Source organism: Streptomyces sp. NBC_00289 (genome assembly GCF_041435115.1).
Taxonomy (GTDB): Bacteria; Actinomycetota; Actinomycetes; order Streptomycetales; family Streptomycetaceae; genus Streptomyces.
This window is the reverse complement of record NZ_CP108046.1, coordinates 9,661,436-9,687,711: the sequence shown is the minus strand read 5'-3', so window position 1 is coordinate 9,687,711 and position 26,276 is coordinate 9,661,436. Positions and strand designations below refer to the sequence as shown.

The following is a 26,276-nucleotide window of genomic DNA, read 5'->3' as shown; positions in this document are numbered from 1 at the left end:
ACCACAATCAAGTGGTGCGACCACCCACTCGAACGGCACTAGCGCAGCGGCCTGAAGTGCGCCTCCATGCGGTCAGAGCACGGGGTACTCAGTGGCGGTACGCGGCTGTCGCGATCTCGATGAACGATCGGATCAGCGGGTTGGTGTCACCCTCGTTCCACACCGCCACCACTCTGCTTGGCGCCATGTCGGTCAGCGGCACCACGGCCAGCTCAGCGGGCAGGTCGTGCCCGAGCGGGGCCAGGCCGACCGTGCCGTTCCACAGCACGGCCTGCAGGCATTCCTGGACGACCCGCACGACTGGGCCCTCACGCGGCACGCCGCCGTTCCAGTACGACTGCCAGATCGGGTCGGTCCCCTGCGGGAACTGGAACCAGCGGCGATCGCCCAGGTCGGCCAGCTGCAGCCGGCCGCGGCGGGCCAGCGGATCGTCCGCGCGCAGGACCACGCCCACCGGATCGGTACGCAGCTCACGCACCGTCAGGGCGGCCTCGTCAAACGGTGCCCGAGTCAGGGCGACGTCGACCAGTCCGGCGCGCAGCCCGCAGGTCGGGTCGGTCAGGTCGGTGTCGCGGATGCGGATGTCGATGCCGGGGTGGCTTCGACGGTAGGCCGCGGCCAGCCTGGTCGCTCCGGGGTCAGTACTGTCGCCCAGGATGCCGACGGCGATGGTCGCGACGCCGGCCGCCGCGGTCACCCGTACGCGGAGGCGGTCGGCCTGGTCGAGCAGGGCCCGCGCCTCATCGAGCAGCACTGCGCCCACCGGGGTGAGCGTGACGCCGGCAGGCGAGCGGGCGAACAGCAGGGCACCGACCTCGGTCTCCAACTGCTTGATCGCCCGGCTCAGCGGCGGCTGGCTCATGTGCAGTCGAGTGGCGGCCCGGCCGAAGTGGAGTTCCTCGGCGACCGCCACGAAGTAGCGCAGGGTACGTAGCTCCACGCTGCCACGATACCCAAGCGGTATCGGCGTCGCGGAATGGGTCTTGGACAGTCGCAGGGCCTGGGCGGTGCACTCGGAGCATGACCGAAGAAGCGAAGAGCAGCGCGCCGCAGACCGACCCCGCCGCATCGGTGGTCGGTCCCGACGGCGGCGAGACGATCGTCATGGGCACCACGCACATGCGCGTCCTCGAAGACGGCAGCCATACCGGGCACCGCCTCGCAGTCGCCGAGTCCGTCCTCGCCCCGTACACCCCCGGACCGCCGCAGCACCGCCACGCCCAGCACGACGAGGGCTTCTACATCGTCTCCGGCACGGTGCGGTTCACCGTCGGGGACAAGGACTACGACGCCACCACGGGCGCGTTCGTGATGGTCCCGCCCGGCGCACCGCATACCTTCGCCAACGTCACCGACCAACCCGCCGTCATACTCAGCACCTTCACCCCCGATCTGTACGTGCAGTACTTCCGAGACCTCCAGAACGTGATCGCCAGCGGCCAGCCGCTGACGCCACAGGCCAGCGCCCACGCGATGAGCCGCTACGCGACCGAGCCCGCCACCGACATCACCTGAAGCCGGCGGGATGACACTGCCCGGCCGTCCGCCACCTGACCAGCGCAGCCGGGGCGCTCCCACCTTCACCTTCCGAGTCGCTCAGACAATGGCTCGGGCCTTTTCAGGAGTTGCCCTGGGAATCGACGGGTCACCTGCAACCGGTGACCGTGGATGGGAATTATGAACATCGCGTATTGGATCGTCGCCGGACTGCTCGCCCTCTTCTACCTCTACGCGGGCGCAATGAAGGTTTTCCGTAGCCGAGATCAGCTCCGCCCGATGATGGCCTGGGTCGATCGCATACCCCTGCCCGCCGTCAGGGCGCTGGGAGCGGTGGAAATACTCGGAGCGACCGGGCTGATCCTGCCGCCCCTGACCGGCATCGCACCCTGGCTGGCACTGGCCGCGACCATCGGGTTCGTGCTCCTGCAGATCGGTGCGGTCACTGTCCACCTGACCGGCGAGGACCGCCAGATCACCCTCAACGTCGGACTCATCGCCACTACGGCCGTGATCATCTGGCCGGCCACCACCTGGCTGTGATCGAACACGGTTCCTCAACCGGTGGATGCGACTGCGGGCCAGCGTCCGCCTCAGCACCGTGCGCCACAGCTGGATCACTGACGGTTGCGGGGTCCGACAAGCTCCCCTGACCGCGCAGAAGGCCGAGGTGCCTGGGCCCGTACTACGCCCACATCTCCAGCGCGGCCTCCAAAAGCGCCGCGCGGTCCGGGCGGGACATACTCAACCGCGATTGTCCCTGCCACAGGGAGCAGCAGGTGAAGGGCGGGGATTCGCTCAATTGTTGCGGCTCCTCCATCACCATTGGACACTTATTCGAAACCCAGTGGTGTGACTCGACATGCGAAAGTTCGCGCCGAGGAGTGATCGCCATGGCTGAGCCACAGGTGCCTCCGCTCACCGTTGTGCGACCTGGCGAGGGGACCGAGGTCGACATCGGAATGATCGGGGTGGTCTTCAAACTCTGGGGCGCCGACACGGACGGCGCGCTATCGGTCGTGGAACACCCGTTTCCTGTTGGCGCACTCGTGCCGCCGCACCTGCACACGCGCGAAGACGAGTACTCGATCGTCACCGAGGGCGAGATCGGATTCCGCTCCGGCGACCGCGAGGCCGTCCTCGGCCCCGGCGGGTACATCACGAAGCCGCGCGGCGAGCTGCACACGATGTGGAACGCCGGGCCGGTCCCGGCCCGCATGATCGAGATCATCACTCCGGCCGGCTTCGAGCACTTCTTCCGCGAACTGGCCGAACTGGTGTCCGCCGGGCCGCCGGAGCCCGACGCGTTCGCCGGGCTTGCCGAGAAGTACGGCCTGGAGCTCGGCCGACCGGCATGGCTGCCCGGCATCGTCGAGAGGTTCGGGCTCACTCCGCCGCCGGGAACGGGGTAACGCCGCGACCTTGACCCTGCTCTCAGATGCGCGGGCTCTTTACGAGTCTGGCCCTGAGGCGACGACCATGCAGGTTGCTGATGGAGCGGGCTCCGTGATCCCCACAGGGTGTACGCGATCGGCCGAGTCTCGGACCGCGGCTTCTGCCCTGCGGGATGACGGGCTGCTGTTCGTGCGGCGGGCTCATTCCTTCGGTCATGTTCGCCTCCGCCCTGGCCGGCAGCGCGGCAGCTCCGGGCTTCGCGTGCTGTTGGTCGCTCCCTCAGCTGATCAGCCCGGACAGATCCCGGTCACGCAATACCCCTGGTGCCGTTCCCGGATCAGCATGCTCAGTGGGCGCTCAGACGTCGTTGTGCGGCTTCTTCAACCACCCGTCGGGCAGCTTCGCCGTGTTGGAGCAGTCCATAACCAGCCCCTCCTTGACACTGTCGTTTGTCAGCAGTTTTTCCTGCTCCACGACCACGTGCGGCCGGTCCGTCGTCGAGCATTGCTGGTCCTGCTTGATAACCTGCGTGCCGTCCTTGTCGATGTACGTCTCGTTGTGCTGAACGCAACTGACGTCCAACCGCATGGCGGTGGGGCAGTCGCCTGGGTTCCCCTCGCCATAGGCATGTGTGACGCCGAGACAGATGGCGGCGAGGCTTCCGACGACTGCTGCAGCGGCAGCAGTCTTCCGCGAAAAGAACATGTCATTCCTTATGTCGTGAAGAACCGGAGAGTGCTTTGTTGACCGGCGTCGCGGCCGGCAAGGCAAACACGTGAGTCTTTGCCCGCCGGCGGGATGGCTGTAGCCCGGACGCGAACTCGGCGTCCGGGCTACCTGCACCACGGGGTATCACTCAGCGCACCGCACACGGTTCGAGCCGGTAGGTAACCCCGACACCGAGTAAGACCCCGACGGGCCTTTACTCGTGGCTCTGCTCGGGGCCCTGCTCAGGGCCCTGCTCGGGGCCCTGCTCGGGGCCCTCCTGGCCCTGCTCGGGCGCGGGGCCTTCCTGCGGCTGAGCCTCGGGCTGGAAGTAGTAGCCACCCCCGACGGCCAGGGCGTTGGCCGACGAGTTGGCGACGGCGGAGACCGGCACAGGCGCGCCGTCGTCGCCGTCGGCGAAGCTGATGCCGGCGCCGAGGGCGGACAGCCCCGCAAACGCCACCGCTACTACCGCAGCGCGCTGAAACTTACGCATAAAAATGTCCCTTTCCTGACCCAGGCGTGCCACCTGGCTTGACTACCAAAAGTAATCATATGCACACTTTGCGTAGTAATCGGTGGATCTGTCACGTATGTCGCGCCAGTTGTCGCGCTGGTGCCCTGTACGCCGCAGAGCACCAGAAGGCCGTCAGGCCAGGATGCGGCGATCGGGCCGCCAGCCTGCTCGGCGAGCGACGGGCCGCGGAACTGGTGCACGCCGCTGGTGCAGGAGCGATGAGCCTCACACGGCAGGTTGCCTACCTCAACAAGGCCATCGAGGTGGTATCGGTTGGCGCGGACACAGGATCGGCCGGCGCGCCTGCGGCAGCCGCCCGCGCAGCGAGAGTGCTGGAAGGGCGGCCTTTCGCTGCCGCGATCACATACTGGACGACGGCTCATGGGGAAGCGCTGGCTCGCCCTGCGGACCCCCGGTCAGCGGATGACCTGAACCTCACCTCAACCACAACACCGTGCCCAGCGGGCACTCAAAGCGATGAGTCTGGCTGCGAATCACAGTCTCAGCACTGTGACCAACCGATTGGAGTGGAGATGGGCGAGCTGAATCAGGTGGGCGACGGCGTCTGGGTCCGGCAGAGCGAGTGGGTCTGGGCCAACTCCATCGCGGTGCGCGGGGAGGAAGGGTTGATCCTGATCGATCCCGGCATTCATGGCTCCGAGTTGCAGCAACTCGCCGATGCCGTGGACCGGCTCGGCATCCCGGTGGTGGCCGGGTTCTCCACCCATCCCCACTGGGACCACCTGCTCTGGCATTCCCGGTTCGGAGACGTGCCGCGCTACGCCACCCCCACCGCCGCCCACGTTGCCAGTCAAGCCCGAGAGCGGGCACAGGAGATGGCGGCGGAGAGCGCGTCCGGCGTTCCGCTCGACCTAGTCGCGCTGGTCACCCCGCTGCCCACGGACGGCGGACCGGTACCGGGCGAGATCATCGAGCATCGGGCGCACGCTGTCGGCCACGCCGCGGTCCTCCTCGCGGACCGTGGCGTCCTGCTCGCCGGCGACATGCTCTCCGACGTCCTGATCCCGCTCTTCGATTTCCGCCAAGACGATCAGGTGGGAGCCTACGCGGCCGCGCTCGCCCGGCTGGGTGAGGTCGCCGGGCAGGTCGATGTCGTGGTCCCGGGCCACGGCGCCGTTGCCGAAGGTCCCGAGGTGGCGGCCCGCCTCGCCGCCGATCATGCCTACATCGAGGGCGCTCCGGCGAGGAGAGGAACCCGCCGACGCGCGTCTTGATCAAGACTGGCTCTCCGGCCCCCACCGGTCGAACCTGGAACAGTCCCAAGGTCGGTAGAGCCTTCTGACAGCTCGAGGGTCCCTGGCGGATCTCGCACGCCACCCCGACCCCGTCGACTGTGCCCGACCACCCGCTGAGGCCCTGCCCCGGCAGGCTCTCGACCGCAGCAAGCCGCATCGGGCCTCTCGAACCGGGCAGCTTCGGGCTCCTTCACACGGAGATCGACAGTCACAGTGCGTACGCGAGCGAATGAAGTTGGTCAGAGCCCACTCTCGCTTACACAACCACTGGGCAGACTGGGCGCATGACAGCGACATCGATGAGCAAGGGCGCCAACCTTCCCGTCGCCGCCGAGGCGGTGCAGGTCGAGCTCGGCTGGTCCGGGGGCCCCGGCGCGCCGGATGCCGATGCCTCGGCGTTGCTGCTCCGTGCCGACGGGCGGGTGAGGGACGACGGGAACTTCGTCTTCTACAACCAGCCCCAGCACGCCTCGGGTGCCGTGCGTCATCTGGGGAAGCGGCGGGACGGTGGCGGTACGACGGACACCGTCGGCGTGAATTTGGGGGCCCTGGAGCCGGAGGTCGAGCGGGTCGTTCTCTGCGCCTCCGCGGACGGGGGCACCTTCGGCCAGTTGTCGGGTCTGCGGCTGCGGCTGCTCGACGCCGGGACGGGTGGGCAGCTGGCGTTGTTCGAGATGGAGGCCACGACGGAGACGGCGTTCATCGGCGGAGAACTGTACCGACGGGCCGGTCAGTGGAAGTTCCGCGCGGTGGGGCAGGGGTACGCGTCCGGACTCGCCGGCCTGGCCACCGACTTCGGGATCAGCGTGGACGAAGAACCGGGCGCCGCCGCGTCAACGGCTCCCTCCACGGCCTCACCCCAGCCCACCTCCACGTTTCCACCCGCGCCCGGCCCCCTGGCGCCCCCGCCTGCCGTCCCGAGCGCTCCGCCCCGGCCTGGCCCTCCCACCCCGCCCCGGCCCCCGATCACCCCGGCCACGGCCGCTTCCTCCTCCCCGCGTCTCGTCAAGGGCGAGGAGCAGTTGCCGGTGGACATGCGCAAGCGACTCTCCCTGCGCAAGGAGCAGGTGGCCGTCAGTCTGCGCAAGCACGGGGCGGAGGGGGTGACCGCGCGCGTCATCCTGGTCCTGGACGCCTCCGGGTCGATGTCGTTCCTGTACTCGAAGGGTGTCGTGGCCGACGTCGTGGAGCGGATGGCCGCGGTGGCCGCGCAGCTCGACGACGACGGTGAGATGCAGGCGTGGACGTTCGCGTCGAACCCGGCCCGGCTGCCGGACCTCGCCCTGGGTGACCTGCCCGAGTGGCTGCAGCGTCATGTCCGGGTCGGTGAACTGACGTTGTTCCGGCGCAAGAAGCCGCGGAAGGGTCTGCTGCCGGGCCAGGTGGACATGCGCGCGGTCGGAATACAGAACGAGGAGCAGAAAGTGATCGCCGAGGTGCGGACGTACGTCCGTGAGCACCCGGCCGCAGCCCCCACGCTGGTGCTCTTCTTCTCCGACGGCGGCGTCTACCGAAACAAGGAGATCGAGACGGAACTGCGGGAGGCGGCGGGCGAACCGGTCTTCTGGCAGTTCGTCGGACTTGGACGCTCCGACTACGGCATGTTGGAGCGGTTCGACACCCTGCCGGGCCGGCGCGTCGACAACGTGGGCTTCTTCGCCGTCGACGACATCAGCGACGTACCGGATGCGGAGCTTTACGACCGGCTGCTGTCCGAGTTCCCGTCGTGGATGCGCGAGGCACGGCGGTTGGGCATCGTCTGAGCCGGCGACCGATCCGGAGGCTCCCGAAGACCCACCGTCATCCCCGCCGAGGCAGCCCTACGGCCCGCGCGCCCGCGCGGATCCTCTCGCCCATGGTCCCGGCCGTGGGCCGACCGAGGTCACCCAGGCCGGTGTTCCGGTCTCCCGAAGTCTGGGCTGGAGAAGCTGGGACGCGGTCCGGCCGGGCGAGACGAAGTCCGGATCGGGCGGACAGACGGACGGCCAGGACGCCGCAACCAGGCCAGGTGGGCTGTCGCCTCCGTGCTGCGGTGCACGTGGTGGCGCGGCACGGCCGGTGGATCAGTCGAGTAGTCCACCCTCTCGCGGGTACTTGCGTCCGGCGCGCCTGAGCAGCAACGGGCGCCCGCAAGAAATCGGGCTTCGAGGCATGGGAGATGGAATGAGGCTCCGCGAGTCGGCTATGGCGTTGGCCTCCCGCAGTTGCGCCGAGATACTGGCCGGCCGCTACCGCCTGGACACTCTCATCGGCTCGGGTGGCGCAGCAGATGTCCACCGTGGCTTCGACCTGCGTCTGAAACGACCGGTGGCAGTAAAGGTCTTCCGGCCCGGCACCGGCTTCGAGACGGACGAAGGCCTCGGGAGCGAGGCAGTGATCCTGGCACGGCTGCAGCATCCGGGACTGGTCACCGCCTACGACGCCGGACGGCACGACGGCCGCGCCTATCTCGTCATGCAGCTGATCGAGGGCCCCACGCTGAAAGGCCGCATCGCCAAGGGCCCTCTCTCCTGCGAAGACACCGTCGCGCTCGGCGCCGGCCTCGCCGAGGCCCTGGCTCACGCGCACGAGGCGGGCATCGTTCACCGCGACGTCAAACCGTCCAACATCCTCCTCGACGCGTCGGGCCGCCCCTACCTGACCGACTTCGGTATCTCCCGGCTGATCGACGCCACCACCCGCACCGCCACCGGCACACTCATCGGCACCGCCGCGTACCTGTCGCCCGAGCAGGTACTCGGCCAGTCGGTCGGTCGACCCGCCGACATCTACGCCCTCGGCCTCGTGCTCCTCGAATGCCTCACGGGCAGGCTCGAGTACGACGGCGGTCCCCTCGAGGCAGCGATAGCGCGGCTCCACCGCCCACCCCTGCTGCCCGACTCTTTGCCACGAGAGCTCGCCGTCCTGCTGCGGGACATGACCTCCCTGGACGAGCAGACCCGCCCGTCCGCGCTCGCCTGTGCCCGGACACTGGCCGCCCTGGCCGAGACGCCCCGCTCCATGCCCGTCGTGCCCACCGCGAACGTCACGCCCGTCGTCCGCAGCCGGAAACGGGCGCAGGACGACGACTTCACGCACCTGCACCCGCTGCCGGACGCGGACCGAGCCGCTCCGAAGACCGCACCCGCACAGCGCCGCGTCCTGGTGGCCGGCGGAACCGTCGCGCTCGCCGCTGTCATGGCCGCCACCCTCGCCCTCACCGACGATTCCTCACACCAAGGAAACAACGAGAAGGCCACTCGCTCCTTCAGCCGACCCGCCGAGACAGCCGGCACCGAAGGCAGCAGCCCCACGGGAAACAACGACACCACCCCGGCACCCGAGGCCCCGTCGTCCTCCACCCACGAGACCTCCGCCGGGCTGCTCCGCGACACCTCCAGGAGAAACGCCGCCGCCGCTTCCGACAGCCTGAGCCGACAACCAGCCGGTTCGATCGACACTCCTCACAACACCACGTCCGACAGCGGAGTACAGACGAAGACGAAGCCGGATACGCCCGACCAACATCCTGCAAAATCCAAATCCAAGAAGGCCGAAAAGGCGCAACAGAAATCCGAGAAGACGGAAACCAAGGCCGGCTGATGGACCGAGGGCTTCTGGGGGGGGGTGGTCGGTCAAGGCAGGATCTCGACGTACCCGTCGGTTCCGTGTACGCGGATCCGCTGCCCGTCCCGGATCAGCCGGGTGGCCTGGTCCACGCCCACGACGGCCGGCAAGCCGTACTCCCGGGCGATCACCGCGCCATGGGTCATCAGGCCGCCCACCTCCGTCACCAGGCCCGCGACTGCGACGAACAGCGGCGACCAGCTGGGGTCCGTGAAGGTCGTGACCAGGATGTCGCCCGCTTCGAGATCGGCGTCCGCCATGTCAAGGATGACGCGGGCCCTCCCCTCGGTGGTCCCGGCGGAAACCGGTAGGCCGACCAGGGCTCCGGCCGGTACGTCGTCGCGTCGGTACGCCCCGGTGAGCGCTTCGCCGTCCGAGGTGAGCACCCGGGGCGGTGTGAGCGCCTGGTACGACCGGAAGGCGTCCTTGCGCTGCTGGATGAGCTGGTCATCCACCTGGTTCGAGCGCACGACGTCGTGGAGTTCCTGGAACGTGAGGTAGAAGATGTCCTCCCTCTCAGGAATCACGCCTGCCTGCACGAGGCGCTCGGCCTCCTCCAGCAGGGCCTGCTTGTAGACGAAGTAGCGGCTGATGATGCCGTACTTCGGGTACTCCCGGTAGCCGATGAAGGTTCTGACCCGGTCGATCATCCGCTTGGTCTCGTCGGCTTTCTGGTTTCCGCCCGGCAGGGCCCGCAAGCGTGACAGCACCTCCTGTTCCTTCATCCGCGCCTTCAGCCGCCCTTGCCCGAAGCGGCGCTCGGCGGCGCCCGGTTCGAAGTTCCTGACGTTGTCGAGGATCACGGGCACGAGCGTGCTGGGGCGCTCGCGCCAACGTGGCCTCGTGATGTCGATCTCGCCGACGCAGCGCATGCCGTACCGGTCGAGGTAGGCGTCGATGGCATCGCGCGCTTCGGCCCCGCCCGCGAGTTTCGCCAACTCGTCGAGGAAGCCCTCGTCCTCGACGTCCCGGAGGAACGCCACGACCTCCGGATGGGGGCGGATCACGTCCGCGACGTCGAGGAGCGCCAGTCCCATCTCCGACGTGACGTTGTCGGGGGCGGACAGCGTGAGCGTGTCAGCCGCGTTCTTTTCGCCCAGCCACTCCTGCAGCTTGTCGTTGAGCCACCACGTGGCCTCCATCCCCGCCATGATCGCCTGAATGCTCAGCGGATCACTGAGCACCCGCTTGTGCTCCTCGAAGGCATCCAACAGGAAGTCGAACAGCGCGGGTCCGGTCTTCGTCCGGATGTCGCGCTCCAGGGCGGCCATGGACGCCTGGCTGCGCTCGATCAGCTCGGTGACGACGGCCGGATCGGTGTCGATCTGGGCGGACGCGCCGCGAGCCGGCGGCCCGCCGGGACCCGCGTCGGGGAGCGAGGGGACGAAATCGTCGCCCTTGAGGACGGTCTCCAGCGCGTCCCTGACCAGCGGATCACCTCTCCCGATGAGGTCCAGAAGCCCGGCTCGGCTCGCGGGCGAGGCCAGGCGCCGGGTGACGTCGACGAACAGTCTCCCGCCGGCCTCGTGCATCGCCACCATGGCCGTCAGCTGCCACATCGAGAACCCCAGGGGCTTCATGGGGTCGGTCATCATCTGCTGATGACCGACGGAGACGTAGACGTGATTCTCCTCGTCGCCGGCCTCGGGGATAGGGAACAGCGTAGTGATCGGCCGGCTCTGAACGATCTGGAAGCCATCGTCGGCCAGGCACCATTCGATGTCCTGCGGGACGCCGAAGTGCGCTTCGATCCGCCGCCCGAGCTCCACGAGCCGCACGACCTGCGCATCCGTCAGCGCCGGCTGCTCCTGCCGCTGCACGTCGATCGCCACGGCCCGCGTACCGCCCGCCGGCAGGGCGTGAACGGCACGCTGTTTGGCGGCGATCGCCTTCGCGACGACTTCCCCGTCTCGCACCTTGAAGACGTCCGGGTTCACCAGGCCGGAGACCAGTGCCTCGCCTAGGCCGAAGCCGGCGTCCACGGTGGCGATCTTCCGGTTGCCCGTGACGGGGTCGGCCGTGAACAGGATGCCGGCCGCATCCGGGAAGACCATCTGCTGCACGACCACGGCCATGTGGACCGTTCGGTGGTCGATGCCATTACGCCGGCGGTAGGTCACCGCCCGTTCGGTGAACAGCGAGGCCCAGCACCGGCTGACGTGCTCGAGGATCGCCGTCGGCCCCACGACGTTCAGGTACGTGTCCTGCTGGCCGGCGAAGGAGGCCGTCGGCAGGTCCTCCGCCGTCGCGCTGGATCGGACGGCGTAGCCGGCCTGTTCGCCGAGTTGGGCGTGCGCGCGGGTGATCGCCGCCGCGAGGTCGCCCGGGATGGTAGTCCCTTCGATGGTCCGGCGAATCTGCGCGCTGAGCGTGCGGATCGCCTCCCGGTCGTCCGGGTTCACGCGCGACAGCTGATCGAGCCGATCGTCGATCGACGGCCCCTGTCCCATGACCCGTTGGAAGGCGTCCGTCGTCACGCAAAAGCCGGCCGGCACGCGGATACCGTCGATCCGCGACAACCGTCCCAGGTGCGCGCCCTTGCCGCCTACGACCGCGACCTGCGTCTCGTCGACCTCGTGAAGACCCAACACGTACGGCTCGCTCATCGCGACACCTCCGAGGCAGCCGCGCTCAGTTGGACCGCACCGGCCGGTCGGACCACCGACGCCTCCCACCGGGTCGAACCTCTTGTCGAGCACATCCTCGCCGGTTGCCTTTCCATCGACGAGCCGTCAGGCCGCGCCGCCCGGTCGGCCGGCGCGCACCCTCGCACGTCCGTCCCCAGCACACGCAACCGCACTGCCGGTCCCACCACTGGTTCGACGTCAACGCGTCCCTCGTACGTCGACAACAACACACGCACGTCGTGCCCTCATTTCCGCAGCTTGTGGCATCGGCCGACGATTCTGCGCCGTGACCCCGGTCTTGCGGCAAGCCCCCCAGCGCGCTATAAGTTGAAAAGGGTAAGGAGAGCTCTCTCCTTACCCTCGCCTTTTGCGGCCCGAGGGAACCGACAAGTTTCCGGCTACCGCGGTCGGCGAAACGCTGCATGGCGTCCCGCGTGGCCTGGCGACAAGTGCCGTTACCGGCAACGGTGTTGCGGTCACCTCGACCACAACGGCGCCGTATCCGGCATCGACGGCCCGCAGGATCGACCGGTGTCGGTCGGTGATCAGGTCGACGGTTTCCGCGCGAGGCGGTCGACGGCCTGCGCGTTGACGACATCGAACGCTTCCAGCGTCACGGCCTTGCCGAGTTCGTCGACAACGCCCTGAGACGCGTGGCGTACGGCCTGCGGTGAGTCTCGCCGCTGGGTGAGCACGGGCTCCATGGAACAGAGGTCCCCGGCTGAAGCGATCAGTTGTGCTGCTCGGCATCCAGCAGTGCGAGGGCGTTGCGGATGCCCTGCTCGAGGAGTTGGTCGGCGAGTTGCCGGTCGGTGAGGGCACGGGAGAGTTGCAGTGTTCCCGCCATCATGCCGAGGAGGCTGAGGGACTTCAGGCGTGCTGATGGCGGATCGTGGGGTGCCAGGCGGGCGGCGAAGCCGTCGATGAGGATCAGCGCGCCGTCGGTGTACGCCTGCCTGGTGGGATGTGTGGAGCGTGCGATCTCGTCGAGGAGGGCGGCGTTGGGGCAGCCGTCCTCGATGCTGTCGCGCTGCTCGGTGGAGAAGTACCAGCGAATCATCTGCTCGAGTCCGGCACGGCCGGGCGCCGCCTGCGCGACGATGTTCTCGTGCTGCGCGCGCATCTGGTCGGCGACCGCGGTGGCGACGAGTTCGTCTTTGGAGGGGAAGTAGGCGTAGAAGGTGCCGTTGGTCAGGCCCGCGTCCTTCATGAGCGTCGCGACTCCGGAGCCGTCGATGCCGTTGCGCTTGAGTCGGCGGCCGGCCGCCGTAATGATCCGCTGCCGTGTCTCCTGTTTGTGTTCTTTCGTGTACCGCACGATGTGTTCCTCCATGGCAGCCGGGGCTTGCGCCCCGGCTGCCGCTGGTCAGGTCAGTGTGCCGCGCCGGCGAGGAGAGCGGGGAAGTTGATCAAGACCACGTCGGACCAGGGGGTCAGGAAGCTGAGATCGTCGATGTTGGGCAGGCCGCCCGTGACGAGGTGGACGCTGCCGGGTGCGCCGGTGGCGGTGACCGGTACGCGCAGCAGTGTGCCCTTGTTGAAGTTGCTGACCCACAGGGCGCCGTTGTGGAACCTGAGCCCGTTGGCACCGATCGGCAGGGCTTCGGTCGGCACCGGCGCGAGAGCGGCGTCTGTGGCCCGCCGGGCTGTCAGGTGGGCAGGCGGTTGTTCTTGCGGATCTGCTTGTCGAACGTTCCGGCAGGGACGAGGCGGCGGGCCGTGGTGACGCGTGAGGCCAGCGGGCCGGCGGTGTAGCGCAGCTTCGGCTTCTTGTCGGTGGCCGCGGTCACGATCGTTTTGGCGACGACGGCGGGGTCGTCACCGTCCTTCATCGCCTGCGCGATCACCTCGTCGAAGACGCGCCGCCGCTCCGCGTACAGGGGCAGCGGGGTGTCGGGCTGGGCGGCGTTGGTGTCGAAGCTGGTCTTGGTATAGGCGGGCTGGACGAGCAGGACCCGGACGCCGTGCTCGCGGACCTCGTGGTCCAGCGACTCGGAGTAGCCCTCGATGGCGTGCTTCGAGGCGACGTAGAGGGCCATGAAGGGCTGGGGGGCGATCCCGAGGACGGACGAGATGTTGATGACGCGTCCGCCACCCTGGGCACGCATGTGCGGCAGGACGGCCTTCGTCATACGGATGACACCCAGGACGTTGACGTTCAGGACGCTCTGGGCCTGGGTGACGGAGTTCTCCTCGACGGCGCCGGCCGAGCCGATGCCCGCGTTGTTGACCAGGACGTCGATGCGCCCGAACCGGCCGATCACTTCTCCGACCGCGGCGGTCGCCGAGTCGTCACTGGCCACGTCGAGATCGAGGTACGTCACTCCTGCGGGCGGGGTGAGCCCGGAGGTCTTGCGGCCGGTTCCGATCACCTCGAAACCCGCAGCGACCAAGGCGCGGGCCGTCTCCTTGCCGATCCCCGATGAGGCTCCTGTCACCAGCGCCACCGGCCGAGTTGTCGCCATCACGTACTCCCCTACTTTGAATTACGTTCGTATGCCTTACGTTCGTACGACCATACGGCGCTCGTCGGCCGCTGGCAAGTGGTCACGTCCGGCGACCCAAGAAGGGGATCCGGAAACGTGGGGTGCGGTACGGAGATCACGAGCGGACGTCCCCGGAGGCGTCATCCGCTGGTCGCCAACGAGTCTTCGCAGCCGGTGTTCACCGGCTCTCCTGACGTGCGATGCCGAGGTGGTGACCCAAGCGGAGTTCCAGCTCCTCGGGACCCTTCTCGGCAGCGAGATTCTCGAACTGGGGCAGGAATGCCGCGGCTGCTGCGGCGGTGGGCCGAACGGACCGAGGCGGCGTGGGCGATCTCCGCGACGCACCTTGTGTCCATGCACTGCCGGCGTCCGGGGCGGATACGGAGAAGCAGTTCCGGCTTGCGCTGGATGTCCCCGCAGCCGCGTCTCGGCCCTTCACCGTGCAGGGTTTCCGCCCTCCTCGCCGCTGCCCGGTCGGTACCCGAGACGCTTCCTCACCTGTCGCGGGCCACCGGAACGGTCAGTGCGACTTCGAACCCGCCCTGCGGGCCGGGGCCTGCGGTCACCGTCCCGCCGTAGATACCGGCCCGTTCGCGCATGCCGGTCAGACCATGGCCGGCGGGCCCCGCGGTAGCGCCGGCCAGAACTGGCGCCTGTCCGTCGTCGGCCACCCGAACGCGGACCGCGGCCTCGTCGAAGTGCACCATGACGCGCGCGTTCGCCGTCGGCGCGTGCTTCATGACGTTGGTGAGAGCTTCCTGGATCACCCGGTAGACACACAGATCGACGCCCGGCGACAGCGCGAACGGGGCGCCCGTGATGTGGACGTCGACGGGGACACCCGCGGCTTCGACGCGCCGGGCCAACTGGTCCAGCCGCCCGAGCCCGGGGGCCGCGTCGTAGTCGCTGCCCGCCCCCTCCTCCCCCTGGGCGCGCTCGGTCCCTTCTCTGAGCACGACCAGCATGCGGCGCATCTCCGCCATTGCCTCGTGGGCGCTGCCCTCGATGGTCTCCAGCGCCGTGCGGGCGGTCGTCGGATCGGAGGTGAAGACGTATCCGGCCAGACCGGTCTGAACGGAGATCGCAGACACGTGATGGGCGACCACGTCGTGCAGTTCGCGGGCTATGCTCATGCGCTCGGCGATGACGGCCCGCTGGGCCTTCTCCTCCTGCTCCAGGCGCAGTTGCTCGCTGAGCACGGCGAGCCGCTCACCGCGTTCCGCCAGGCGGCGGGAGCGGTCGCCGGTCACCCACAGGACGGCGACCGTCACGGTCACGAAGACCACGCTCTGCGGGCCGATCCCGGGCTCGGCGAGCCGCGTGCCCCACAGCAATACGAGCAGCGATACTGCGGCGCACTTCGCCACGACCTTACGCGGGCACGACGCCGCGACGGTGTAGAACGCCAGGCCCAGTCCGCAGACAACGACCACGTGGTAGTAGCCCAGCGTGAAATAGCACAACGTGCAGGCGGCCGTGCTGACGAGCACGGTCAGCGGAGCCCGGCGGCGCACGGCCAGCGGGAGGTAGACCAGGGCGAGCAGCACGTAGGCCCATACATCGGTTTGCCGCCAGTAGCCCTGCGAGTTCGGCCAGTTGCGCAGCATGGCGCCCATGATGCCGACCGACACCACCGCGTAGACGATGTCTGCCACCTGCGGGAAGGCCCTGCGAACCGCCGGGCTCCACGTGCGCTGCGCGAACATCGTCCGAGCGTAGGCCCCAGGCGATCGCTCCACCTCGCTTTCCACCCCAGCTACACCCCAGGTTGTAGACCGGCAACCGGTCCGGGCGAGCTCCTGACAACCACTGGGGCGACGACAAGCACTGGGGCGACGCGACCGGGCCAACTCGGCGGCCCTCCTGGAGCTGCCGGCCGTCAAGCGGCGCAGGCCGATGTGCGAGCTTCCCTGGCCGGAGATCAGCCTGGACGACTCGTGGTTGCGGATCTCCGCGCAAAATCAACGAGCACTGCGGGCAGGCGCGGTGTCGCCCACCTCTCGGCTGCCCGGCCGGGAACCGAGACGCTTGTTCACCTGCCGCGGGTCACGGGGACGGTCAGGGCGACTTCGAAGCCGCCCTGCGGGCCGGGGCCTGCGGTCACCGTCCCGCCGTAGATACCGGCCCGCTCGCGCATGCCGGTCAAACCGTGGCCGGCGGGCCGCGCGGTGGTGCCGACGGGAACTGCCTCCTGTCCGTCATCGGCCACCCGGACGCGGACCGCGGCTTCGTCGTAGTGCACCGTCACGCTCGCGTTCGCCGCCGGCGCGTGCTTCATGACGTTGGTGAGAGCTTCCTGGATCACGCGGTAGACGCACAGGTCGGCGCCCGGCGGCAGCGGGAACGGGACGCCGGTGATCTTGACGTCGACGGGGACACCCGCGGTTTCGACGCGCCGGGCCAACTGGTCCAGCCGCCCGAGCCCGGGGGTCGCGGTGTGATCGCCCGCTCCTTCCTCCTCTTCGGCACGCTCAGGCCCCTGCCTGAGCACGACCAGCATGCGGCGCATCTCCGCCATGGCCTCGTGGGCGCTGCCGGCGATGGTATCCAGCGCCTGGCGGGCCGTTGCCGGATCGGAAGTGAAGACGTATCCGGCCAGGCCGGTCTGGACGGAGATCACGGACACGTGGTGGGCGATCACGTCGTGCAGTTCACGGGCTATCTTCATGCGCTCGGCGATGACGGCCCGCTGGGCCTTCTCCTCCTGCTCCAGGCGCAGTTGCTCGGTGAGCACCGCGAGGCGCTCGCCGCGCTCGGCGAGCCGACGGGAGCGGTCGCCGGTCACCCAGGTGACCGCGACCATCACGGTCACGAAGGCCACACTGAACGGGCCGCTCCCGGGCTCGGCGAGCCGCGCGCCCCACAGCAGCACGAGCAGCGACGCGGCCGCGCACTTGGCGGCGACCCTGCGCGGGCACTGCGCCGCGACGGTGTAGAGCGCCAGGCCCAGTCCGCTGACCACGACCACGTGGTAGTAGGCCAGGGTGAAGTAACACAGCACGCAGGCCGCCGTGCCGATGAGCACGGTCAGCGGAGCCCGGCGGCGCACGGCCAGCGGAAGATAGACCAAGGCGATCAGCACGTAGGCCCAGACATCGGTGGGCCGCCAATAGCCGTGCGGGTCGGGCAGGTTGCGCAGCGCAGTGCTGGAGATCCAGACCGACACCACCGCGTAGACGGTGTCTGCCACCTGCGGGAAGACCCTGCGAACCGCCGGGCTCCACGTGCGCTGCGCGAACATCGTCCGAGCGTAGGCCCCGAGCGATCGCTCCACCCCCCTTTCCACCCCAGCTACACCCCAGGTGGTACACGGACGACCACCCTGGTTGCAGGCGCGGTTCAACCCACGGTGGGACCGGCATCGGCGCCACGACCTGCCGATTTCAGGTTTTCCGCAAGTACACCGAAGCCGGGAGCGCCACGATGACCTCTGCCTGGCCGCCGACGCCGTCGTGGGCGGCCGACCGACTGAGGGGGGACGATCATGCCGATCCAGAAGGGCGCCGCCGTCGTCCCCCGGCACACCACAGCCGGCGTTCCCGACGCCCAGGTCACCGGCCACCCCGTCACCACGGACGACGGACTCGGCCTCCAACTGACCCGTTTCCGCCGGGCGGAGTGCGACGACGTCGTCCTCCTCGTCCATGGACTGACCGCGTCCAGCGACCTGTTCATCATGCCCGAGCACCGGAATCTGGCGACCTGCCTCCTCGACAACGGTTTCGCGGACGTATGGGCCCTCGACATGCGGATGAGCAACCGCTTCCCGTACAACACGGAACCGCACGCACACACCCTCGACGACGGGGCGGCAGCGCGGCCCAGTTCGAGCGGACGCGCACACTCATGGGGCAGATCGCCGGCGCGCTCGGCGGCGGATACGCCGACCATCCGCTCTGGCACCGGGGACGCGTCCTGACGGTGCACCCGCTCGGCGGCGCCCCCATCGGCCGGCACCCTGGCACCGGGGTCTGCGATCCTTACGGCGAGGTCTTCGGCCACCCGGGCCTGTACGTCGCGGACGGCGCGGCGATGCCCGGCCCGGTGGGCCCCAACCCGGCCCTCACCATCGCGGCCTTGGCCGACCGTATGTGCACCCGCCTGCTGGAGCACCGGCCCGCCACTCCATGAACGGTCGCGTACCGCACGTACCCCCGCCGCACCTCTCTGCAGTTCACGGAGGAACTGCGCGGACGCTACGCACCCGGTGTGGGCGGGACCCGGACCGAACCGTTCGCGTTCCGGCTCACCGTCACGGCCGACGACGTGGACGTCTTCCTGGAGGAACCGGTCCACGAGGCGCGCGCGGACGGCTGGATCGACAGCCCCTCCTTCGGAGGGCGCCGTCCCGTCCTGCACGGCAGCGTGCGCCTGTTCGCGGACGGCCGCGGCACGATGCGCTACCGGCTCCACTTCACCGACGCCGACGGTCACCCCCGCACCCTGGCCGGCCGCAAGGACCTGGCACCCGGCTCCCCGGCCCGCCTGTGGACCGACACGACCAGGCTGGCCTTCCGCGTCCTGAACGGACACGTCCACGAACCGGGCGGGACCGACGCCGACATACTGGGCACGGGGACGGCGAATCTCGACGCCACCGATCTCGCCCGTCTGCTCACCACGTTCCGCACAACGGGCCCGCACGGCACCGCGGCACTCACTCGCTTCGGCCGCTTCTTCGCCGGCGAACTCTGGAACACCTACGCCCTGCGGCGCCCCTGAGAAGCTCAGGAAATACCGCCCCGTACTGACCTTCCAGGGCTTCTGCGTAGTCGCCGGGCCGCAAACTCACTCTGCTGTTCGGGAACCTCATGTGCCGGGTGTCGTACCAGCTGTCGGAGGCGGGGTCCGGACGGTGATTCGGTGGTGTTCGTGATCAGCCAATTCGGACAGGGCGAGGGTCCCGCAGGTATCCGCCAAGGTCTTCACCTGTTCCAACTCGGCGAGTGCTTCGGTCTGGTGGCCGGAGGCGGACAGTGCGGTAGCGGCGGTCAGCCGGGCCACGGCCTCGTTGAGGGGCATCCGGGCCGCGCGAAACTCGGCAGCGGACTGGCACGCGGTGAAACCCGCCGCCGGGTTCTGCCGGGCGAGTTGTACCTCGGCGCGGGCCAGCAACGCGAAACCGCGCCGGCCGGGCAGCAGGTCGAGCCCCACGGCAGCGGCTGCTCGGTCGGCCCACATCTCGGCAGCCCTCACGTCACCCAGGGCCAGTTCCGCGACAGCCAGCAGCCGGAACCACATCGGGCGGACCGGGGCCTCGAACCCGAGCAGGTGCGGGCCGCCGCCCGCTTCGAGCACCTTGCTGACACAGCCCTCCGGATCGCCGTTGAGCAGCAGCGTCTGGCCGAGCATCCCGACCATCGCCGACCGGTGTGCGCCCGGTGCGGTGCCGGCCGAGGAGAGTGACTCCTCACAGATCTTCAGCGCTCCGACGAAGTCTCCCCGCCACATCAGGACTGCCGCACTCACCACCTCGGCCAACGAGCGCGGCTCGCTGCTGCCGACGAGTGACGCCGCCTCCAGGGCGTCGTCGGCGTAGGCCGCCGCCTCGTCCAGGCGTCCGAGCCACAGGTAGGCGTAGGCGGACGCGGCGAAGAGATCGGCGAGCACCAGGCTCTGGCCGGTGCGGCGGGACACGTCCAGGCCTCGGCGGAGATGGCGCAGTGCGGGGTCGTAGCGTCCGTGGAGCATCTCCGTCCAGCCCGTCATGACGAGCGTGTCCATCTGCCCGGCCAGTTCCTGGTCGTCGGTGTCGTCGAGCACTTCCACCACGGGGTCGAGGTGGTCGGCCGCCCGGGCGTCGCCCGCGAAGGTATGCGCCAGGGCCAGGAGAGCGCGGACCGCGGTGGTCTGCGGCAGGTCGCCGATACGTTCCGCCGAACGCAACGCGCGTTCGCCCCAATCGATCGCCGTGGAAAAGTCGTTCCGACGAAGCGCCACCACCGCGACACCCAACTCCAAAGGGGCGGTCTCAGGCAGCAGTTGGCCCTCGTGGTCCGCCAACTCCCGCAGCAGCAGAGCCGTGGCCTCGTCGTACCGGCCGAGCGCCCACTCCATGGTGGCTCGTAGGGCAGTCACCCGGGCCCGCCGGCCCCGGTCCCGCGCGGGCAGGAGGGTGGCGGCCGTGCGCAGGATGGCGCGACTTTCCAGCAGTCGTCCGGCCATGCCCAGCGCATCGGCCTGCTGGAGCCACAGTTCGGGCCGCAGTCGACTCCGCTCGCCGAGCAACCGCAGGGCGTCCTGTGTCCAGTGCGCGGCGGTGGCCGGTGCGATCGTCAACACCTGACGGGCGGCCCGTACAAGTACGTCGACGGCGTGTTCGTCTCCCACGCGCGCCGAACGCTGAACGTGCGACGCCTGGACGGACAGCGGTGCGCCGTGCAGAGCCAGGCCGTCCGCGGCCCGGGTGTGCGCCTCGATCCGCCAGCCGGCGCCCGCCGCCTGGTACACCGCTGCCCGCACCAGCGGATGGCGGAACCGGAACTGGCGCGTGGAGCCGACCTGGCGTACGAGGTCCCGCTCCGCGACCTCGTCCAGGGCGGCAAGGGCCTGTGCCTCACCGGTCTGGGCCACGACTGCCACCATGTCGGCTTCAAATGAGTCGCCGAGCACCGCGGCCGCCTGTGTACAGACCCTCGCAGCGGCCGACAGACCTCCCAGCTCCTCCAGCAGCGCGGCCCGCACCGACTGCGGGAGATCGCCCGCGACAGGTGACGAGACGGCCGGCACCGCCGGCGGGCTTTCGTTCCCGGCGCTTCGGGCCAGCGCCTCCAGGTAGAAGGGGTTGCCGCCGCTGGCCTCGTACAGCCGTCGGAAACGCCAGTGATCCGTCCTGGCCCCGCACAGCTCCGCTCCCTCGGCCGGAGACAGCGGACCCAACTCGACCCTGGCCACCCTTCCGTCCGTTCCCGCCCGGGCCAGCGCCGCAGCCAGTCGCGACGGGGCCTGACGGGGACGGTAGGCGAGGGCGAGCAGCAGCGGTGTCCTCGGCGGATGCCGTACCAGATGGTCGATCAGCTCGGCTGTACCGTCGTCCGTCCACTGCAGGTCGTCCAGGCTGAGCACGAGCCCGCCGTCCGCACTCAGCGTCTCCAGCAACATTCGCACCGCCCGGTGGAACCAGTACCGTTCGACCGCCACCGGATCCGGCCCGGTCGGGAAACGATCACAGAGCGCGGGAAAGACCGAACTCAGCAGGGCGAACGCGCCGGGCAGTGACCCATCAGGCCGTAGCCCAAGCAAGTCCACATGACCGAGATGGTCGTCCAGGGCGTCCACGAACGCACCGTAGGGAGCCCGGTCGAACTCCACGCTGCGGCCGGCCAAGGACACGAAACCGCGCTCTCTCGCGCGCTCGCCCACTGATCGCGGTACGCGACATCGGCGCGTTCGCCGCGATCGCCTTCGACCGGTCCGAGGACTTCCTCGGCCGGACCGTCGAGATCGCCGGTGACGTCCTGACGCCTCCGGAGATCGCCGAGACGTTCGGCCGCCACTGCGGCCTGCCGGCACGGCTGCGTCAGGTGCCCGTCGAGCAGATACGAGCCTTCGACGAACAGCTCGCCCAGATGTTCGCGTTCTTCAACGAGCGACCAGCAGGCCCGCCCGACATCTCAGCCCTGCGGGAACACCACCCCGGCCTGATGAACCTCGGCACCTGGTTGCGCAGGACCGGATGGAAGCCCTGAACCCCGGAAACGAGGACACATGACCGATGGACTGCTGCTGCCGCCCGGTGGCGGCCGCCGGATCCAGACCATGACCATGAAGGCGGGTGCTGAACAGTCGACGACCTGGTCGACGTTCGAGGCCGAGGTCGCGCCGGGCTTCGATGTCGGAGCGCACCTGCACCACCAGGCCGAGGAGGTGTTCTACGTCCTCGCGGGCGAACTCGACCTCCTCGCCTTCCACCCCACCCCCCAGCCCACCGGCGACTGGCGCTCCTGGGAGTCCGAGACCGGCGCGAAGGTGATGCGGGGCGGTCCCGGGAGCTTCATGTTCGTACCCGTCGGATGCCCTCACGCATTCTCCAATCCCGGCGCCGAACCCGCCCGGATGCTCTTCCTCGTGTCCCCGGCCGGGCACGAGACCTACCTCCAGGAACTCACCGACCTTCTGAGCGCCTCGGGGCCGCCGGACCAAGCCGAGATCGCGGCCCTACGCCTCCGCCACGACATCCACCAACTCACCCCGCTCACTTCCCCAGCGCCGACATAGACTGCCCAGCTCACCGCACATCAGCGCAGGTGAACCGGTTGGGGCCCGCGGGTTTCCCTCTTGGCCCGGGATTGGTGCTCGTACATGGGGCGCGCGACGAAACCGAGTTCGAGGTCGTCACTGCCATCTCGCCGTCGGCCGTGCCTGGCCACCGGGTCGTTCGCCCCGTCGACGGGCGAGTTGGGGGCTCTTGGCCCGAGATCAGTGGTGGGGCATGGGGCGGACGGTGAGGATCTGCTGTGCGTGTCCGACCGGGCCGTTGATGTCGTGCAGGACGGTGCTGGTGAGGCCTTGGCCGGTGGGGCCGAAGGTGACCGTGGTGTCCAGGCCGGTCCAGCCTCCTTCGGGCTGGCGGTGGAGGTGGACGGTCAGGTCGACGTTGGGGAACATCCAGGCGGTGGGCGACTGTCGTACGGCGATGCCGTTGGCGGTGTCCACGAGGGCGATGTAGGACGCGAGTGGGCTGCTGGGCTCGGCGGCGACGAGGTCGAGGCGAGTGGAGACCCAGGCGGTCGCCCGGCCGGGCTCGGGTGCCGCGAGCGGGCGGACGTTCAGAGAGGCGATGTACCCGCCGGGCCACGCTGACGTCATCGACCAGGGGGTGAGGGCCTCGGGAGCGGTGAGCCGGTCCTCGGGGCCGCCGGCGACGGCGGAGGTGTCGAGGGTGGCGTGATCGAGGGCGACGGCGTGGGAGACGACGGCCGGGGCGATGCGGTCCAGGCGTCATCGGCTTCGCGGGCGTGACGTACAACGTCGCAGAGGCCGGCGTCAGTGACGCCACGCACGACGTCCAGGCCGCTGTCGTCGAGCAGGGCGAGGAGGCCGGCCTCACCGTGAGCCTGGGCGGCAACGCCGTCGCCGACAAGGCCGCCAGCAAGGCGGCCGAACTGATCGGGCTCGCCGCGTGCTCGCTACTCGGTACGCCGGACCGCCTGCTTCACCTCAAGCTCCACGCCGGCCCGCATCGTGCCCTGCTCTTTCGCGTGCTCGGTGACTGCGGCCTGCACGTCTTGGGCGAGGTCGCGCCATGCCTGCCATGCGGTCTCGTGTGCGGGCGGGTCGCCTTGGCCGCGTAGGGCTTGGGCGGTCGCGTGCATCTGGTCGGCGGCGCGTTGCTTCTCCACGAGTTCTTCGAAGGTGTGTGACACGTAGGAACCTTAAGCCGTGCACGACTGATCCCCTCGCCGCGACGTGCACAGCAGGGGGTTCTCCGTCCGGCCCCTACGCCGGGAGGATCAGGCGCAAGAATTCGTACGCGCGCCCTCGCGGGCGGCGGTCTCTCTAGCCCGCGCGCGACACGCTCGCTTCGGCCCCGGGCGCGCGCTCCGTCTGTGGGCACGGCCCGCACCAGCCGTCGCTCTCACTGGCCCAAGAGCGCCCCGTCCGCGCACGGCCTCCCCACGGTCGCTGGTGAACTTGGTGCTCAGGCGTCGGCCTGAGTAGGTCACCCTCAGCCTCCCCTCCCCTGGCCCCTTTGGTCGACTCATGCCCGGCCGACTTCTACGCGCACCTCGCGGCGCCAACTGCCCGAGGTGCGGGACGACTTCGAGGCCGAGGACATCGTTTGGGGGCCTCCGTGTCCAGGCGCCAGGTCAAAGAACGGTGTCCTGGTCGAGCGACAGGACAGGTCGCGTGAACCGCGACGGCGCTCCGCGTGAGGAGCCTGGCAGCGTCGTGGTCGAGAAAGTCCGACCGGCAAGGCAGTCGAACACCCTGCCGCACCCGTCTTTACGGGGGAACGAGGGAGGGCACTTTGAACGCCGACGAGGAACGCGAGTTCCGGGAGTTCGTGGCGGCGCGGTCGAGATCGCTGCTGCACACGGCCTATTTGCTGACCGGGGACTGGGAGCAGGGCCGCGACCTGCTCCAGACCGCGCTCGCGTCCACCGCCCGGCGCTGGTCGCGGCTGCGTGACCGGCAGCAGCCGGAGACCTATGTGCGCCGGGCGATCTACCACGCGCAGGTGGACCGCTTCCGCCTGCTCAGTTGGGGGAAGGAGACGGTCACCGACACGCTGCCGGACTCGTCCGGGCAGGCCGCCGACTGGGCCGACACCGTGGTCCAGCGGCAGGACATCATGGCCGCGCTGCGGCGGCTGCCCAAACGCCAGCGCGCGGTGATCGTGCTGCGCTACTTCGAGGACCTGCCGGACCCCGAGATCGCCGCGATCCTGGGCGTCGCCCAGGGGACGGTCCGCAGCCAGACCCACAAGGCCCTGGCCTCCCTGCGCGCCGCCTTCGCCGAGGCAGAACCGTCGGCTACCACCTCCTCCTCTGCCTCCGGAAGGGGCGTCATCGCATGAACGACTCGACCGAACACCCGCTGCACGGCGCCTTGCACGCCCATGTCCAGGAGAGCGGCGGTAATGCCGCCGGTCCCTATCTGGTCGGCCTGGCCGACGGCGCATTGCAGGTCGCCCGGCGGCGGCAGCGGCTGGCCCGCGCGGGGGCCGGCATCGTCGCCGCCGCCGTGGTCGCCACCACCGCAGTCGCCGTCGCGGACGGCACGACCCAGCGCGCGCACGTGGTTCAGCCCGCCGCATCGGGCACGGGGAACACCGAGAAGGTGGCCCTGATCTCCATCCTGCCGGTCACCTCGTCCACGGAGTCCGGCTGCACCCACGGCAGCGGCGGCTACACCGTGCTCGCGAGCGCGAGCCACCCGGCGTTCTGCATTCACGCCGACCGGGCCAGGGGCATGACCGACGTCCGTGTCACCTCCGCGAAGGCTGCCAAAAGCGCCATCGACGGCACCTGGCAGGTCGAGGTGACTCTCAGCTCCGCCGACCGCGGCCGTTTCGCCGCCCTCACCGGCTCCATCGCCGCGGCACCGTCCCCGCGCAACGGATTCGCCATCGTCATCGACGGCAAGCTCTGGGGCAACCCCAGCGTGACCTCCTCGATCACCGGCGGCCGTCTCGAAATCGTCGGGGCCTTCGTCGGGGACCTCACCAGCGCCACCGCCCACGACCTCGCCCTCCGTCTGGATACCGGCAAGTGACCCGCAGGACTCTGATCATCGCGGCGGGGCGCGGCCTGGCCGACGGGAGCCAGTCATGACCGGATGCGACGTCCTACTCAACGGACTCGATTCTCCTCTGCCGCACCCTGCCTGGCCGGCCTAAGGGCCCCGGCACGCTCCTCAGCCCGATGCGGGCGGCGACCTCCAGGCCAGGGACTTGGTCGACGTACCAGGTCCTCCCCCGGATCGCTTCAGCGATGGCGGCAGCGGTACTTCGTGCAGACCAGTGCGGCGGCCGTACGGCCGCTTCTTGCCGCCCTCAGTTCTTTCGCCCCCGACGCCCGCTACCAGTTGTGCCGCGCCGGGTGGTGGCGGACTCGCGTTCGAAGTTTGCGCATCGCCCCGCCTTCGCCATTCGTGGTTCCGAAGCTTCTCAAGCCAATCGGCTCCGGCTACGGCTGAGAGCCATGACGGGCGGCCGTTGCAGAGGCCGCCCGCCGGAGGCGATCAGCCTGAGTCGCGTCGGTCAGTGCTCCCGCTTGCCGTGGTAGTGCTCGGCGAGGCGGGCGAGTGCGACAGCGCCGAGGAGGAGGCCGAAGTCGCGCAGCGCGATGTCGTAGTAGTCGGGGATGGTCAGGAGGTTGACGATGATGCCGCCCAGCCAGCCGGCCACCAGCCAGGCTCCGAACCGGGGAGCGAGGGCCACGGCGATGCCTGCCACGATTTCGATCACGCCCACGGCGTACATGGCCGCCTGGGCGCTGCCGGGAACGAGGTCGTTGATCCACGGCGCGAGGTAGGCGGGCCAGTCCACGAGCAGGTTGGCGAACTTGTCCAGCCCGAACAGGATCGGCGCCACCGTGAAGGCGGTGCGCAGGATCACGAACGCCTGATAGCCCGGATCGGTGAGCAGCGCACGTCGGGGGTTGGCGGACGTGACGCTTGTGGTTGCGGAGGACATGGCGCGACCTCTCCTTCTATCGACAACTCTCATTGCTTATAGAAGCTC

Annotated in this window: 25 protein-coding genes and 2 pseudogenes; 13 read left to right on the top strand and 14 right to left on the bottom strand. The window is 69.4% G+C overall.

What is annotated here, in order from left to right; all coding sequences use genetic code 11:
• Positions 1-88 precede the first annotated feature (88 nt).
• A complete protein-coding gene (locus tag OG985_RS43765) occupies positions 89-940 on the bottom strand; it encodes a LysR family transcriptional regulator (protein WP_371673977.1) in 852 nt (283 codons plus the stop codon).
• A gap of 80 nt (positions 941-1,020) precedes the next feature.
• On the opposite strand from OG985_RS43765, the gene OG985_RS43760 reads away from it, so the two are divergent.
• The 3 genes from OG985_RS43760 to OG985_RS43750 all read left to right on the top strand — a co-directional run bounded on the left by OG985_RS43760 (position 1,021) and on the right by OG985_RS43750 (position 2,909).
• The gene (locus OG985_RS43760; protein WP_371673976.1) at positions 1,021-1,515 is read left to right on the top strand and encodes a cupin domain-containing protein; all 495 of its coding nucleotides are present in this window, start codon (positions 1,021-1,023) and stop codon (positions 1,513-1,515) included.
• A 162-nt stretch (positions 1,516-1,677) separates the two neighbouring features.
• Positions 1,678-2,040, top strand: a complete 363-nt coding sequence (locus tag OG985_RS43755) for a DoxX family protein (RefSeq protein ID WP_371673975.1) — start codon at positions 1,678-1,680, stop codon at positions 2,038-2,040.
• A 350-nt stretch (positions 2,041-2,390) separates the two neighbouring features.
• Positions 2,391-2,909: a cupin domain-containing protein gene (locus OG985_RS43750; protein WP_371673974.1), complete on the top strand. Its 519-nt coding sequence runs from the start codon at positions 2,391-2,393 to the stop codon at positions 2,907-2,909.
• Between the two features lie 340 nt (positions 2,910-3,249).
• Here the strand turns inward: OG985_RS43750 and OG985_RS43745 are convergent, their stop codons facing one another.
• Together OG985_RS43745 and OG985_RS43740 are read right to left on the bottom strand one after the other, a co-directional pair.
• On the bottom strand, positions 3,250-3,597 hold the full coding sequence (locus tag OG985_RS43745) for a hypothetical protein (RefSeq protein WP_371673973.1): 348 nt from the start codon (positions 3,595-3,597) through the stop codon (positions 3,250-3,252).
• A gap of 217 nt (positions 3,598-3,814) precedes the next feature.
• A complete protein-coding gene (locus OG985_RS43740) occupies positions 3,815-4,093 on the bottom strand; it encodes a hypothetical protein (protein ID WP_371673972.1) in 279 nt (92 codons plus the stop codon).
• Between the two features lie 554 nt (positions 4,094-4,647).
• Here OG985_RS43740 and OG985_RS43735 point away from each other — a divergent pair.
• The 3 genes from OG985_RS43735 (at position 4,648) to OG985_RS43725 (ending at position 8,952) form a co-directional block, all read left to right on the top strand.
• The gene (locus OG985_RS43735; protein WP_371674681.1) at positions 4,648-5,349 is read left to right on the top strand and encodes an MBL fold metallo-hydrolase; all 702 of its coding nucleotides are present in this window, start codon (positions 4,648-4,650) and stop codon (positions 5,347-5,349) included.
• A 305-nt stretch (positions 5,350-5,654) separates the two neighbouring features.
• Positions 5,655-7,133, top strand: a complete 1,479-nt coding sequence (locus OG985_RS43730; protein WP_371673971.1) for a VWA domain-containing protein — start codon at positions 5,655-5,657, stop codon at positions 7,131-7,133.
• Positions 7,134-7,560: 427 nt separating this feature from the next.
• Positions 7,561-8,952: a serine/threonine-protein kinase gene (locus tag OG985_RS43725; protein ID WP_371673970.1), complete on the top strand. Its 1,392-nt coding sequence runs from the start codon at positions 7,561-7,563 to the stop codon at positions 8,950-8,952.
• A 32-nt stretch (positions 8,953-8,984) separates the two neighbouring features.
• Here OG985_RS43725 and rph read toward each other — a convergent pair whose 3' ends face one another.
• From rph to OG985_RS43690, 7 genes are all read right to left on the bottom strand, one after another.
• The gene (gene rph, locus OG985_RS43720; RefSeq protein ID WP_371673969.1) at positions 8,985-11,582 is read right to left on the bottom strand and encodes a rifamycin-inactivating phosphotransferase; all 2,598 of its coding nucleotides are present in this window, start codon (positions 11,580-11,582) and stop codon (positions 8,985-8,987) included.
• A 566-nt stretch (positions 11,583-12,148) separates the two neighbouring features.
• Positions 12,149-12,307: a hypothetical protein gene (locus OG985_RS43715; protein WP_371673968.1), complete on the bottom strand. Its 159-nt coding sequence runs from the start codon at positions 12,305-12,307 to the stop codon at positions 12,149-12,151.
• Positions 12,308-12,333: 26 nt separating this feature from the next.
• A complete protein-coding gene (locus OG985_RS43710) occupies positions 12,334-12,924 on the bottom strand; it encodes a TetR/AcrR family transcriptional regulator (protein ID WP_371674680.1) in 591 nt (196 codons plus the stop codon).
• Positions 12,925-12,974: 50 nt separating this feature from the next.
• Entirely contained in the window at positions 12,975-13,217 is a 243-nt protein-coding gene (locus OG985_RS43705) for a hypothetical protein (protein ID WP_371673967.1), read from the bottom strand.
• Positions 13,218-13,252: 35 nt separating this feature from the next.
• Entirely contained in the window at positions 13,253-14,068 is an 816-nt protein-coding gene (locus tag OG985_RS43700) for an oxidoreductase (RefSeq protein WP_371673966.1), read from the bottom strand.
• A 515-nt stretch (positions 14,069-14,583) separates the two neighbouring features.
• Entirely contained in the window at positions 14,584-15,795 is a 1,212-nt protein-coding gene (locus OG985_RS43695) for a sensor histidine kinase (RefSeq protein ID WP_371673965.1), read from the bottom strand.
• A 326-nt stretch (positions 15,796-16,121) separates the two neighbouring features.
• On the bottom strand, positions 16,122-17,330 hold the full coding sequence (locus tag OG985_RS43690) for a sensor histidine kinase (RefSeq protein WP_371673964.1): 1,209 nt from the start codon (positions 17,328-17,330) through the stop codon (positions 16,122-16,124).
• Positions 17,331-17,512: 182 nt separating this feature from the next.
• On the opposite strand from OG985_RS43690, the gene OG985_RS43685 reads away from it, so the two are divergent.
• Together OG985_RS43685 and OG985_RS43680 are read left to right on the top strand one after the other, a co-directional pair.
• On the top strand, positions 17,513-18,220 hold the full coding sequence (locus OG985_RS43685; RefSeq protein WP_371673963.1) for a GMC family oxidoreductase: 708 nt from the start codon (positions 17,513-17,515) through the stop codon (positions 18,218-18,220).
• Positions 18,221-18,298: 78 nt separating this feature from the next.
• On the top strand, positions 18,299-18,811 hold the full coding sequence (locus OG985_RS43680) for a hypothetical protein (protein ID WP_371673962.1): 513 nt from the start codon (positions 18,299-18,301) through the stop codon (positions 18,809-18,811).
• An 87-nt stretch (positions 18,812-18,898) separates the two neighbouring features.
• Here OG985_RS43680 and OG985_RS43675 read toward each other — a convergent pair whose 3' ends face one another.
• On the bottom strand, positions 18,899-21,451 hold the full coding sequence (locus OG985_RS43675; protein ID WP_371673961.1) for an AAA family ATPase: 2,553 nt from the start codon (positions 21,449-21,451) through the stop codon (positions 18,899-18,901).
• Here OG985_RS43675 and OG985_RS43670 point away from each other — a divergent pair.
• The 3 genes and pseudogenes from OG985_RS43670 to OG985_RS43660 form a co-directional block, all read left to right on the top strand.
• Positions 21,451-21,588: pseudogene (locus OG985_RS43670) on the top strand (NmrA family NAD(P)-binding protein); the annotation flags it as partial. The gene OG985_RS43675 and the pseudogene OG985_RS43670 sit on opposite strands and share 1 nt — an antisense overlap.
• Before the next feature lie 24 nt (positions 21,589-21,612).
• On the top strand, positions 21,613-21,777 hold the full coding sequence (locus tag OG985_RS43665; RefSeq protein WP_371674726.1) for a hypothetical protein: 165 nt from the start codon (positions 21,613-21,615) through the stop codon (positions 21,775-21,777).
• Positions 21,778-21,796: 19 nt separating this feature from the next.
• Entirely contained in the window at positions 21,797-22,306 is a 510-nt protein-coding gene (locus tag OG985_RS43660) for a cupin domain-containing protein (RefSeq protein ID WP_371673960.1), read from the top strand.
• A gap of 201 nt (positions 22,307-22,507) precedes the next feature.
• Here OG985_RS43660 and OG985_RS43655 read toward each other — a convergent pair.
• Both OG985_RS43655 and OG985_RS43650 read right to left on the bottom strand, forming a co-directional pair.
• Positions 22,508-22,975 (bottom strand): annotated as a pseudogene (locus tag OG985_RS43655) (thioesterase family protein); the annotation flags it as partial.
• Positions 22,976-23,217: 242 nt separating this feature from the next.
• A complete protein-coding gene (locus OG985_RS43650; RefSeq protein WP_371673959.1) occupies positions 23,218-23,454 on the bottom strand; it encodes a hypothetical protein in 237 nt (78 codons plus the stop codon).
• A 605-nt stretch (positions 23,455-24,059) separates the two neighbouring features.
• Here OG985_RS43650 and OG985_RS43645 point away from each other — a divergent pair.
• Positions 24,060-24,608: a SigE family RNA polymerase sigma factor gene (locus OG985_RS43645; protein WP_371673958.1), complete on the top strand. Its 549-nt coding sequence runs from the start codon at positions 24,060-24,062 to the stop codon at positions 24,606-24,608.
• On the top strand, positions 24,605-25,306 hold the full coding sequence (locus OG985_RS43640) for a hypothetical protein (RefSeq protein ID WP_371673957.1): 702 nt from the start codon (positions 24,605-24,607) through the stop codon (positions 25,304-25,306). Before OG985_RS43645 ends, OG985_RS43640 begins: the two co-directional genes overlap by 4 nt.
• 487 nt (positions 25,307-25,793) lie before the next feature.
• On the opposite strand, the gene OG985_RS43635 is transcribed toward OG985_RS43640, so the two are convergent.
• Positions 25,794-26,228: a hypothetical protein gene (locus OG985_RS43635; RefSeq protein WP_371673956.1), complete on the bottom strand. Its 435-nt coding sequence runs from the start codon at positions 26,226-26,228 to the stop codon at positions 25,794-25,796.
• Between the last annotated feature and the right edge of the window lie 48 nt (positions 26,229-26,276).

Excerpts from the sequence above, each read along its gene's own strand:
- rph (WP_371673969.1), bottom strand. The coding sequence starts at position 11,582 with ATGAGCGAGCCGTACGTGTTGGGTCTTCACGAGGTCGACGAGACGCAG.
- OG985_RS43730 (WP_371673971.1), top strand. The coding sequence starts at position 5,655 with ATGACAGCGACATCGATGAGCAAGGGCGCCAACCTTCCCGTCGCCGCC.
- OG985_RS43690 (WP_371673964.1), bottom strand. The coding sequence starts at position 17,330 with ATGTTCGCGCAGCGCACGTGGAGCCCGGCGGTTCGCAGGGTCTTCCCG.
- OG985_RS43750 (WP_371673974.1), top strand. The coding sequence starts at position 2,391 with ATGGCTGAGCCACAGGTGCCTCCGCTCACCGTTGTGCGACCTGGCGAG.
- OG985_RS43695 (WP_371673965.1), bottom strand. The coding sequence starts at position 15,795 with ATGTTCGCGCAGCGCACGTGGAGCCCGGCGGTTCGCAGGGCCTTCCCG.
- OG985_RS43700 (WP_371673966.1), bottom strand. The coding sequence starts at position 14,068 with ATGGCGACAACTCGGCCGGTGGCGCTGGTGACAGGAGCCTCATCGGGG.
- OG985_RS43740 (WP_371673972.1), bottom strand. The coding sequence starts at position 4,093 with ATGCGTAAGTTTCAGCGCGCTGCGGTAGTAGCGGTGGCGTTTGCGGGG.
- OG985_RS43745 (WP_371673973.1), bottom strand. The coding sequence starts at position 3,597 with ATGTTCTTTTCGCGGAAGACTGCTGCCGCTGCAGCAGTCGTCGGAAGC.
- OG985_RS43715 (WP_371673968.1), bottom strand. The coding sequence starts at position 12,307 with ATGGAGCCCGTGCTCACCCAGCGGCGAGACTCACCGCAGGCCGTACGC.
- OG985_RS43635 (WP_371673956.1), bottom strand. The coding sequence starts at position 26,228 with ATGTCCTCCGCAACCACAAGCGTCACGTCCGCCAACCCCCGACGTGCG.
- OG985_RS43640 (WP_371673957.1), top strand. The coding sequence starts at position 24,605 with ATGAACGACTCGACCGAACACCCGCTGCACGGCGCCTTGCACGCCCAT.
- OG985_RS43685 (WP_371673963.1), top strand. The coding sequence starts at position 17,513 with ATGACCTCTGCCTGGCCGCCGACGCCGTCGTGGGCGGCCGACCGACTG.
- OG985_RS43755 (WP_371673975.1), top strand. The coding sequence starts at position 1,678 with ATGAACATCGCGTATTGGATCGTCGCCGGACTGCTCGCCCTCTTCTAC.
- OG985_RS43735 (WP_371674681.1), top strand. The coding sequence starts at position 4,648 with ATGGGCGAGCTGAATCAGGTGGGCGACGGCGTCTGGGTCCGGCAGAGC.
- OG985_RS43660 (WP_371673960.1), top strand. The coding sequence starts at position 21,797 with ATGACCGATGGACTGCTGCTGCCGCCCGGTGGCGGCCGCCGGATCCAG.
- OG985_RS43760 (WP_371673976.1), top strand. The coding sequence starts at position 1,021 with ATGACCGAAGAAGCGAAGAGCAGCGCGCCGCAGACCGACCCCGCCGCA.